Origin of the sequence: Vibrio nereis NBRC 15637, from assembly GCF_001591105.1 — a bacterium.
GTDB classification, from domain to species: Bacteria; Pseudomonadota; Gammaproteobacteria; order Enterobacterales; family Vibrionaceae; genus Vibrio; species Vibrio nereis.
This window is the reverse complement of the sequence record NZ_BCUD01000002.1, coordinates 303,052-313,027: the sequence shown is the minus strand read 5'-3', so window position 1 is coordinate 313,027 and position 9,976 is coordinate 303,052. Positions and strand designations below refer to the sequence as shown.

The 9,976-nt window shown below is 45.3% G+C and carries 11 protein-coding genes; 8 read left to right on the top strand and 3 right to left on the bottom strand.

The genetic code is table 11. The features are described 5' to 3' along the window. Positions 1-287 precede the first annotated feature (287 nt). Complete coding sequence (locus tag VNE01S_RS04280; RefSeq protein WP_053396132.1) at positions 288-860, bottom strand: NAD(P)H-dependent oxidoreductase; 573 nt, start codon at positions 858-860, stop codon at positions 288-290. Positions 861-1,026: 166 nt separating this feature from the next. On the opposite strand from VNE01S_RS04280, the gene VNE01S_RS04275 reads away from it, so the two are divergent. After that, positions 1,027-1,608, top strand: coding sequence for a TetR/AcrR family transcriptional regulator (locus tag VNE01S_RS04275; protein WP_245649869.1), 582 nt, complete (start codon positions 1,027-1,029; stop codon positions 1,606-1,608). A gap of 332 nt (positions 1,609-1,940) precedes the next feature. On the opposite strand, the gene VNE01S_RS04270 is transcribed toward VNE01S_RS04275, so the two are convergent. Further along, a complete protein-coding gene (locus tag VNE01S_RS04270; RefSeq protein WP_053396130.1) occupies positions 1,941-2,354 on the bottom strand; it encodes a VF530 family protein in 414 nt (137 codons plus the stop codon). Between the two features lie 419 nt (positions 2,355-2,773). On the opposite strand from VNE01S_RS04270, the gene VNE01S_RS04265 reads away from it, so the two are divergent. The 4 genes from VNE01S_RS04265 to VNE01S_RS04250 all read left to right on the top strand — a co-directional run bounded on the left by VNE01S_RS04265 (position 2,774) and on the right by VNE01S_RS04250 (position 6,510). Further along, entirely contained in the window at positions 2,774-3,748 is a 975-nt protein-coding gene (locus VNE01S_RS04265) for an amidoligase family protein (protein WP_053396129.1), read from the top strand. Then, positions 3,721-4,386, top strand: a complete 666-nt coding sequence (locus tag VNE01S_RS04260; protein WP_053396128.1) for a gamma-glutamyl-gamma-aminobutyrate hydrolase family protein — start codon at positions 3,721-3,723, stop codon at positions 4,384-4,386. Before VNE01S_RS04265 ends, VNE01S_RS04260 begins: the two co-directional genes overlap by 28 nt. A gap of 208 nt (positions 4,387-4,594) precedes the next feature. Continuing rightward, positions 4,595-4,846 carry a DUF2999 family protein gene (locus VNE01S_RS04255; RefSeq protein WP_053396127.1) on the top strand — a complete coding sequence of 84 codons (252 nt, stop codon included), beginning with the start codon at positions 4,595-4,597 and terminating at the stop codon, positions 4,844-4,846. Between the two features lie 278 nt (positions 4,847-5,124). Then, on the top strand, positions 5,125-6,510 hold the full coding sequence (locus tag VNE01S_RS04250) for an FAD-binding oxidoreductase (protein ID WP_053396126.1): 1,386 nt from the start codon (positions 5,125-5,127) through the stop codon (positions 6,508-6,510). A 71-nt stretch (positions 6,511-6,581) separates the two neighbouring features. On the opposite strand, the gene VNE01S_RS04245 is transcribed toward VNE01S_RS04250, so the two are convergent. After that, the gene (locus tag VNE01S_RS04245; protein WP_053396125.1) at positions 6,582-8,150 is read right to left on the bottom strand and encodes a glutamate synthase-related protein; all 1,569 of its coding nucleotides are present in this window, start codon (positions 8,148-8,150) and stop codon (positions 6,582-6,584) included. Between the two features lie 142 nt (positions 8,151-8,292). On the opposite strand from VNE01S_RS04245, the gene VNE01S_RS04240 reads away from it, so the two are divergent. The 3 genes from VNE01S_RS04240 to VNE01S_RS04230 all read left to right on the top strand — a co-directional run bounded on the left by VNE01S_RS04240 (position 8,293) and on the right by VNE01S_RS04230 (position 9,907). After that, complete coding sequence (locus VNE01S_RS04240; RefSeq protein ID WP_053396124.1) at positions 8,293-8,880, top strand: AAA family ATPase; 588 nt, start codon at positions 8,293-8,295, stop codon at positions 8,878-8,880. 146 nt (positions 8,881-9,026) lie between these two features. Further along, a complete protein-coding gene (locus VNE01S_RS04235) occupies positions 9,027-9,416 on the top strand; it encodes a universal stress protein (RefSeq protein ID WP_053396123.1) in 390 nt (129 codons plus the stop codon). Positions 9,417-9,559: 143 nt separating this feature from the next. Further along, positions 9,560-9,907: a carboxymuconolactone decarboxylase family protein gene (locus tag VNE01S_RS04230; RefSeq protein WP_053396122.1), complete on the top strand. Its 348-nt coding sequence runs from the start codon at positions 9,560-9,562 to the stop codon at positions 9,905-9,907. Positions 9,908-9,976 lie beyond the last annotated feature (69 nt).

Here is a 9,976-nt window from a genome sequence, read left to right as displayed (position 1 = left end):
CTGACGAGTCAGGCGATCTGACCTGACTCACCCTTGCCTCATTCCAAGTTTGCGCGACAGAGCGCTAATAAATCCTCTCCAGAAATAGCCCAAATTGTACTAATGATATGCCGCGCAATAAAGATATGTGAAATCTCCCAAAAGCGGACAAAGCCGGTCTTACGGCTCAGTAATTTTAGTCCGCATGGTGTTATGCAAACTCAGTGGAAAATATATTTCACGGAAGGATACAATAAGCGACAGTTAGTAACCTAGCTCTTTGAACTCCAGTTATCAAAGTGACGCGATTAAATGTTCGCAGCCAACTGAGTGACTTTTTTGTGCCATTGTTCAATATCCTTCTCTTTGGAAGAGATCACTGGCCCAAAATAGGTAGTTCGTTTGTTTTTGATACCAGAAAAATCCAATACCGTTTTCTTTAGGTGCTTGTAGATAACGTTGCCTTGGACATACTTGTACCAAAATACAGGGGTATCAAGCATTACAATAATTTCTGAGGTTTTCCCGTTTAGCAGCTTTTTAGGAATTGCCTTTCCTTCCTCATACTGAAAAGCAAATCCAGGAAGTAAAGTTCTATCGAGTAGCCCTTTGAACTTTGCGGGTACTGTTCCCCACCAAACAGGAGAGAGAATAACGACATGATCGGCCCAAGTGATCTGGTCTTGTACGTTCACTAAATCTGGCTCCAGCTCTTGGGTTGCGTTATACCCTTCATGTAAATCTAACTCAAAATCTAAATCCCCAACATGAATGACTTTGACTTCATGTTTGCTACCAACGGTCTCACGATATTTGTCTGCTAAAGACTTAGTTAAGCTATCCGTTTTAGGGTTGGCATTAATCACAAGTACATTTTTCATGGATTACTCTCTCACATCACAATACTTATTGGGTCAATCGACCCAATAAGTGCAATGCTAATGATTAAAAACTGGCCTGTCAATAAACTTGTGGGTCAATTGACCCATGAGTAGCTACTGATATAATTTGAGTTTCCGTCATGGACTTCGATATGGGGATATACATTTGAACAGTCGTAGTATTGAAACAAGAAACCAGATTATGGAGTCGGCTTTAGCTATCTTGAAAACCTCCGGTGTAGAAGGACTTAGCATGAGAAAGGTAGCTTCAACGGCAGGTAAGAGCCTTAACAATGTCCAACATCATTTCAAGAATAAAGACACGCTTTTGAATTACTTAGCGGATTTTTACTTGGCTCAATGCTATGAAGGAGTTGAACAATATACCCCAAGCAAAGATGTCAGCGATCCAAAACAAGGGCTTTATGAGTTTGTCCTGTTCATATTAGGGCAAGCTGAACACATTAGTGATACATGCCTTGTCTTTAGAGAGCTTTGGGCTGTCTCTACTCGAAATAAAGAACTTGAGGATAAACTCAATCAATTCTACGCATCTTCCGTAGATAGGGCCTGTGCACTTTGGGAAGGTTACGGCAGAGCCAATGCTGAAAAAGCAGCGTCATTGCTTCTGCCTTATATTGAAGGCTACTCTATTCAACACAAAGCATTGCCTATTGATAAAGAAAAGATCGCTGAATTACTCTCAGAAACGCTTTACGCCCTGCTGACTCAGCCAGTAAATGATTAATTCCTGAGTTCAGCTGCTAAGTACCCCTTATCCAAAATTAAGTTACTCTATTAGCTCGCACTTTCTTGAAATATGCTCTGGATCAATACGCAAACCACACCTTAAAGATAGGTATTTACGCATTCCACAAGGTTTTATGAAGGTCGAAGTAGGGTTTAAGGCAGATGTGTTTTAGGGATGAACGAGAGCATGAATACTTTTTAGCAAGTCCTGCATAAAGTGAGAACGCTACCACAAATAGCAGGTGGCAGGTTCTGTCATTTAAAAGCAAAGAGCCACGCGTAGTTACCTATGCATGGCTCTTTTCTATTTTTCCGAGTTCGTTAACTGAATTAACGACGAAAATGACGATTACGTGACGAGCGCTCTTTATGCGCAGAGGCCGCTTTAGCTTGTGACTTCAAGATTGAGTCAACCGTCAGTTCCATTGGTTCTTTCGGCTTCAGACCATGTGGGAACGTACGAGCTCGCGGAGACAGATCATACTCTTCGCTAGAAGCACGAGGCATACGCTTAAAGCGGTATAGGTAGAAGTTCTCTAGCTTTTCTCTCGCCCACTCCGTTTTCTTCAAATATTTCACACTGCTCGCAACCGATGGGTTGGTATGAAAGCAGTTAAAACGCATAGCTGTATCGAGAATGTCCCAGCCATAGAAATCCACCAGTTCTTGCAGCATTGTTTCTAACTTAAGACCGTGTAATGGATTATTTTGTTGTAATTCAATTCTTTGTTCATCAGTCATCATAACGAGTTCCTAAGTATCTAACTAACCGAGATAGTGGGTTGTGTGGTTTCCGCTCTAAACAAGACTGTCGCACTTTGTCCTGAAGATAGGAAGGGAGCGGATTCTAGCAGAGTTAGTCTGCTTTCCCTAATTTGGTAACAGGCGATCGCAATGCCGCACACCGCGCATTGATTCTCAACCCACGAGTAACAACGGGGACAATTCTTAAGCAAGCTTTGCAAAAAACCATTGAAGCCAACCTCGATTATATGTCTCCGATCGTTGATAAAGGCTAAAACTTGTTTTTGTCCACTTTGGTGCTCATCTTAAACAGATAGCAAAGGTTTCATGTTTTTTGAAATAGTCATTTATGTTATGAATGGGCTATTCAATAAGCAACTTATTGAGTCTGTTAATCTTATCAACAAATGGAGGCTATGATGGCTTTTAAAACACCTCCTGTAACCACCACAGAAAATGACGACGTGCGACATGTTGGATTTGAGATCGAATTTACCGGTCTAACCATAGGAAACGTCACACAAATATTGAAAGATGTATTCGGTGGTGAACTCGAAAGAAAATCTGCTGTTGAGTACATTTTGCAGACACCCGAATACGGCAAATTCAAAGTCGAATTAGACTGGGAGTTTCTTAAGAGCACCGCTTTAGATGCAAAAATCAACGATGATGGTCATGAGTGGGTGGATTTTTTACATCAAATCGCGCTATCTGTTGTCCCAGTAGAAATTGTCTCTCCGCCATTCCCGTTAGATAAGCTAGAACAGTTAGATAAGCTTATCCCTGCTCTACGCAATGCAGGTGCTAAAGGCACAGATGACTCCGTCGTGGCTGCTTTTGGTGTTCATATTAACCCTGAACTTCCATCGCTTGATGTTCAGACTGTTCATCGTTATTTGCAAGCATTTGGGCTATTACAGTGGTGGCTCAATGAGGCGCATGACGTTAATTTAGCGAGAAAAATCAGCCCATACATCCAGCTATATTCTGAAGAGTACGTCGAACTACTTCTCGACAAAACGTATCAGGATATGAGTGATTTGATTGACGATTACCTTGTTCATAACCCAAGCCGGAACCGCGCCTTGGATATGCTTCCGTTATTTGCCTTTATTGATCAACAGAGAGTGCATAACACTGTGTCTGACAGCAAAGTAAACCAAAGGCCGACATTTCATTACCGCCTGCCAGATTGTCTGATTGAAAATACGCATTGGAGCTTCGCAACCTCTTGGAATATATGGCACTTAGTCGAAGTTTTAGCGGCTGATCCTACGGCACTGAACTTTTTATCTCGTCGTTTTAGACAACTGTCTCTGCCGCTGATTGGTGTAAAACGCAATGATTGGGTGAAGGAAGTCAACCTATGGATAAAAAACCGAGAATTGGGGTAACGGGCAATCATCGTAGTTGGTCACCATCTTGGTGGTGCACAAAACTGGCGCTTATCTTAGTGGGCGCAAAGCCTGAGAGAATCAGTGTGAAACACCGTTGGTCGGGGAACTCGCTCGATGGTGTCATTATCGGCGGTGGTGATGATATTGACCCTGAACACTATGGCGGAGAAGCAAGTGAACGAGACGAGTTCGATCCAAAACGCGATCAACTAGAGATAGAGTGGATCAAGTGGGCACTAGAAAATCATGTGCCTATTTTGGGGATTTGTCGTGGTGCACAACTGGTTAATGTCGTACTCGGTGGCAACTTACATGCGGATATCTCAAATTTACGCAAACAGACGTATAACCGCCCAGGGCTTCTGCCAACCAAGCAGGTTTTTGTCGATAGAGACTCCGATCTATTTACGTTATGCGGCAAACCTAAGTTACGAGTCAATAGCCTGCATCATCAAGCGATTAAAGATGTTGGCAGAGGATTACGCGTTGTAGGACGAGATCTGGATAGCTTCATTCAAGCGATAGAAAGTACAGAGAATAAACCCATTTACGGCGTGCAATGGCATCCTGAATATCTGTTTTATTTACCGAGTCAGTTTAAATTATTTCGCTGGTTGGCGCGGTTATGCCGCTAGTTACCCTTACCGAAAAGTTGGCTCATTTACTTACCCAAAAGGGCTGTCTTAGTGATTAGTCAGCCGTATTAGATCGGACTTAAAGGCGAACCAAGTGGCTCGCCTTGAGCGATTAATCATGGATGAGTTGAATCTGTCTACGTGCAATCATACCGAGCCCAGTGGTAAACTGCGCTTCTATTTTATTTAGTGTTTAAAAGGTAGTGTGATGAACCCGATTATTGCGATGTTGAAAGAGAATAATATCAGTGACCAACAGATCAGCGAACTTTTCGAAGTGCTGACACAAAACCCTCTTGCGGCAATGGCAACAATCAGCCAACTGGGGTTACCTCAAGACAAACTGCAACTATTGATGGGCCAAGTCATGCAAAACCCTGCTTTGATTAAAGAAGCGGTTGAAGAGCTAGGACTTGATTTCTCGAAGGTCGAAGCAGCCAAAGAGCAACTGCAGAAGTAATCACCTTTATATGTCACAAAAAGGTCGTCTGGTGGGGAGCCGCTTGACGACCTTTTTTCATGTCTTAAAAACACGCATTCCCCCCTTATAACGCGCATCTGCTTACTTTGAACTACGATCATAGCTCAGGCTGCTCTTTGTAAGCAGTAGGAGCAGATTCGTTTAAAACACTAAATAGCTACGCTAAGTAAAATTGTTGAGTATGGACGCTTTGAACGCTGTACATATTGCTTTTCTGGATGTTCACGCGCTCATGCAAAACATGTGAGGCAACTCGTATGAAAAGCTTAGAACAAACAAAAATAGACGGCTTCAAAAATCAATTTGGTGGCGAAGTCATTCTGCCCACCGACCCATCCTATAATGAAGTTCGCCAGATTTGGAACGCGATGATCGACCGCAAACCCAGCATTATTTCCCGCTGTACGTCCACCGATGATGTGGTAGAAGCCGTCAACTTTGCGCGCGATAATGGCCTACTCGTCTCCGTTCGTGGCGGAGGGCATAACATCGCGGGTAACGCCATGTGTGACGATGGCATCGTGATCGATCTCTCGCTCTTAAAGCAAGTCACCATTGACCCAGACACTCAACGAGCCACAGTCGAGCCCGGTTGCACATTGGGCGATGTCGACGCTGCAACACAACAGCACGCCCTGGCACTTCCAGTTGGCATCAACTCTACCACTGGTATTACGGGCCTGACACTGGGCGGTGGGTTTGGTTGGTTAACCCGAAAGTACGGCATGACGGTAGACAGTCTTTTATCGGCTAATGTCGTCACGGCTGACGGGCGACAACTGCGCGCCAGCGCCACCGAGAACCCCGATCTATTCTGGGGGCTACGCGGCGGCGGCGGGAACTTTGGCATTGTCACCCAGTTCGAATTCCAGCTTCACCCTGTCGGACCCGATGTATTGAGTGGGCTGATGGTCTTTCCGTTTGAGCAAGCCAAGTCCATCATCACCCAATTCGCCACTTTTACCGAAACCGCTCCGGATGAGCTAAGTGTTTGGATGGTTTCTCGACAAGCACCACCACTGCCTTTTTTGCCCGAAGAGGTGCACGGCAAAGAAGTGGTGGTTTTGGCGATCTGTTATGTCGGTGACCCGTCTGAAGGTGAAAAGCTGATTGAGCCATTAAGAGCATTTGGTGACGTACACGGTGAACATATTGGCGTGCAACCGTTCGCAGCTTGGCAGCAAGCCTTTGACCCACTACTTACCCCTGGGGCTCGCAATTACTGGAAGTCACATAACTTCACTCACCTTAGTGAAGGGGTTATTGACGCGGCAATCGAATACGCAGGCCAACTTCCTTCATCGCAATGTGAAATTTTTATCGCTTCACTTGGTGGAGCGGCTGCACGACCTGCGCCAGAGTCGATGGCCTATTCAAGTCGAGACGCCAATTACGTACTCAACGTACACGGACGCTGGGATACAGAGGACGAAGACGAACGTTGCATTGCTTGGGCGCGTGAGTTTTTCGCTAAAACAAAACCTTACGCGAGTGGCGGCGCGTACATCAACTTTTTAACCCATGATGAATCAGACCGTACAGAGTCAGCCTATGGGCCAACCTTTACTCGTTTGCAAGAGATTAAGAGGAAGTTCGACCCAATGAACTTTTTCCGGATGAACCAAAACATTAAACCGCTCTAATGCCAATCTCTCGGCTCCAAATTCATCTTTGGAGCTGGGTGTTAGTGAAACCCATTATGTAGCCTGAAGGTTCATTGCTCAGATCGATTATCGCGGTTTATAGGCAGAAGCCCTGAATAACGGACTCCGGACAACTGCGCCATTTCTCGGTTCCATGTCGCCAGATCATTGGGGTTAAATTGATTCAAGTCGTGGTGGCCGCATGCCCTTGCCATCACCTGCATTAGCTCAGTAGATGCCTCAAAAAAATTCTTCAACTGGTTAGAGGCCTTTTCCACATTCAACCGTTGGCGTAAATCTTCTCTCTGCGTCGCGATACCCGCCGGACAGTTGTTGGTATTGCAGATTCTAGCCGCCACACAACCGATCGATTGCATCGCGCTGTTAGCAATAGCGACGCCATCCGCCCCCAAAGCGAGCGCTTTTACAAAATCCATCGGTACGCGTAAACCACCTGTAATGATAAATGTCACGTCGCCGCTCGCGCCGATTTTATTAAGGTACGCTCTTGCTCGCGCTAAGGCCGGAATAGTCGGTACACTGATATGATCTCTAAACATACTTGGTGCCGAACCTGTTCCGCCCCCACGCCCATCCAGAATGATGTAATCGGCACTCGCATCGACCGCAAATTGAATATCCTCCTCGATGTGATTGGCACTGAGCTTGAAGCCTATAGGAATCCCCCCAGTGATTTTTCGTACGTGATCGGCAAACTTTTTAAAGTCTTCCACTGTGTGCAAATCTTCAAATGTGGGCGGAGAAACCGCAGGCGTACCCGCTTGTAAACCGCGCACTTTCGCAATTTTTCCGACATTCTTAGCGGCAGGTAAATGGCCGCCAGTACCCGTTTTCGCACCCTGACCACCTTTAAAGTGGAAAGCTTGTACCTGTTTTAATTTCGTTTCGTCATAGCCAAATTTCGCACTGGCGAGTTCATAAAAATAATGCGAATTCGCGGCTTGTTCTTCAGGCAACATTCCCCCTTCACCAGAACATATCCCCGTCCCGGCCAATTCCGCGCCTTTCGCCAGCGCCACCTTTGCTTCTTCCGACAGTGCACCAAAACTCATGTCTGACACAAACAAGGGGATGTTTAGCTTTAACGGTTTTTTCGCCTTGGGGCCGATAACCAGCTCCGTTTTGACAGGCACATTTTCAAGCAAAGGCTGAGTGGCCATCTGCGCCACCATGATTTGTATATCGTCCCAGTGAGGTAAAGAATGTCTAGGTACGCCCATCGCCGTCATTGGGCCATGACTGCCCAGTTTGCTCAGCCCTTCTCTGGCCAGTTGATGGATAAATTCAACCGTAGGTTCTTCTTTCGTTGCTGCGGCGGTTGGCATACCTTGTACGGATTGAACCTCGACTCCTGGCCCTTCTTGGCCAACCTGATCATCTGAAAACTGTTTATGCGTTCCATCGCAATAAGGAGGGTTCTTGGTATGTTTACAACGGCAAAGGTAGGCGTCCCCGTTTTCTTCGGCGACAAAGCGTTGCGGTTTAAAGCCTGTGCCTTTATGAGAACCGTCGCAGTAAGGCTGGTTACTTGAGTGACCACAAACGCAAAAATAGTATTCTTGACCCTTCGTTTGCTCGACTTTTATCGGCTTATTGGCCGCGATCACCGGTTTACTCATACATACCACCTTCCTGTTATGCCCTAAGCACTGCATCCTGCTCTTTTAAGAGTAAAGGTGATGTCTGTCGTCATTTCAATCTAACCAGTCGCGTTTTTTTGACTAAGCTTTTTATATAACAACCAGCAAGTTAGAGGCCTTGATGAAAAAACAGCTGCAAGTCGTTGTTACTGGCGGTCCAGGAGGCGGAAAAACCACTGCTCTGGATCTGTTCCGCAGAGAGCTATGCCATAAAATTGCGGTTGTCCCCGAAGCCGCCACAGTTCTTTTTTCCAGCGGAATTACGCGTTCAGACAACAAGCAAATAATAAAAATGGTGCAAAAAACCATTTTTCAACTGCAGAAAAACTTAGAAGATATCCATAAAGTGCAGTATCCAGATCGGTTACTTGTCTGTGACCGAGGATCACTGGATGGCCTCGCTTACTGGCCTGGTAAAGAAGACGAATTTTTTAAAGCGGTGAATTCTAGCTTTGAGAAAGAGATCGCTCGTTATGACGCGGTGATTTTCTTTGAGTCCGCCGCCGCCAGTGGGCAAGACATCAGCAGCAATAACCCCATTAGAAAAGAATCATCCCCACAAGCCGCTAAACTGGACAAAAAACTGCAAAAAATCTGGTCTAGGCACCCTCACTTTTATTTCGTTGGCAGTTCTGAATCCTTCGTACGGAAAATTACGTTTGGAATTATGACGCTAGAAAACGTGATCAATCGCTGCAATGGCTCATAACACGCTGCCTATGAGGCAAGAGACGCTAGCCGCTCAAAATTTCACAAGTCGGATTTCTCGATTGGGACAGCCACCCACCTGAAATTCACACCATTCCATACAGTGCTAGACTTGAAGTGTTTAGCTACGGATAGGGAGACAAGGTAATGAACTATACACATATATTGGTGGCGATTGATTTATCTCCGTCAAGCCAAGCTGTTATTGATAAAGCGGTTGCGCTAGCCAAAAGCAATAAATGCAAGCTTTCTTTTGTCTACGTGGAGGCAGACAGCGTAGTGCTAGCACCAAAAGAAAAGTTGTCATTGGAGAATGACCTAAAAGAGTTAGCAGGAAAAGTCGACTATCCCGTCACCGAATTTTTGGCCGTTGTCGGCGACTTACACGTCAAACTGTCAGGATTAGTCAAAGAAATGGGAGTCGACCTCGTAGTCTGCGGTCATCACCACAAATTGCTCAGCAGGCTGTTCTCATCTGTACCTAAAGTAGCCAATGCTGTTGATGCCGACTTGTTAGTCGTTTATCTCGATGAGTAATGGCTGTTACATAATCTGCATTACTGCCTTCTACGCCGAGTAACCGAGTAGGTGTAAACGAAACCATATGCAATAGGCTTGATTTTCATTGTGCAATCTGTATATTAGCAATTTCTTATTTAGCCTTTACTTATGGTAATGTTATGAAGTCATATTCTGAAATTCTAAAAGATCAAAATACTCTTGGAAAAGGGTACAAAAAACAGAGCCCGGAAACCTTATCGGCATTCCTACATCTTCATCAAGCGGCGATGGCTCCGGGTGAAGTTGATCTGAAAACAAAAGAAATGATTGCACTTGGGATCGGAATCGCCGCTCGATGTGACGGCTGTATTGCTGCTCATGTGTATGCCGCATTAAAAGCAGGTGCAAGCAAACAAGAGCTGGTTGAGGTGATTAACGTCGCTGTTCTTATGGGAGGAGGACCGTCCTTCACTTACGGCACACAAGCACTTGGTGCAATTGAAGAGTTTGAAGCTGCCAATGCCTAACAAACAGGCAATGCCCCGTTAGACTAAACGGGGCATAAAAACCTTACTCTTAAAGTCACTGACTATTTA

Bases quoted from the DNA above. Each gene is read 5' to 3' on its own strand.
- VNE01S_RS04280 (WP_053396132.1), bottom strand. From the start codon at position 860: ATGAAAAATGTACTTGTGATTAATGCCAACCCTAAAACGGATAGCTTA.
- VNE01S_RS04270 (WP_053396130.1), bottom strand. From the start codon at position 2,354: ATGATGACTGATGAACAAAGAATTGAATTACAACAAAATAATCCATTA.
- VNE01S_RS04265 (WP_053396129.1), top strand. From the start codon at position 2,774: ATGGCTTTTAAAACACCTCCTGTAACCACCACAGAAAATGACGACGTG.
- VNE01S_RS04260 (WP_053396128.1), top strand. From the start codon at position 3,721: ATGGATAAAAAACCGAGAATTGGGGTAACGGGCAATCATCGTAGTTGG.
- VNE01S_RS04255 (WP_053396127.1), top strand. From the start codon at position 4,595: ATGAACCCGATTATTGCGATGTTGAAAGAGAATAATATCAGTGACCAA.
- VNE01S_RS04250 (WP_053396126.1), top strand. From the start codon at position 5,125: ATGAAAAGCTTAGAACAAACAAAAATAGACGGCTTCAAAAATCAATTT.
- VNE01S_RS04245 (WP_053396125.1), bottom strand. From the start codon at position 8,150: ATGAGTAAACCGGTGATCGCGGCCAATAAGCCGATAAAAGTCGAGCAA.
- VNE01S_RS04240 (WP_053396124.1), top strand. From the start codon at position 8,293: ATGAAAAAACAGCTGCAAGTCGTTGTTACTGGCGGTCCAGGAGGCGGA.
- VNE01S_RS04235 (WP_053396123.1), top strand. From the start codon at position 9,027: ATGAACTATACACATATATTGGTGGCGATTGATTTATCTCCGTCAAGC.
- VNE01S_RS04230 (WP_053396122.1), top strand. From the start codon at position 9,560: ATGAAGTCATATTCTGAAATTCTAAAAGATCAAAATACTCTTGGAAAA.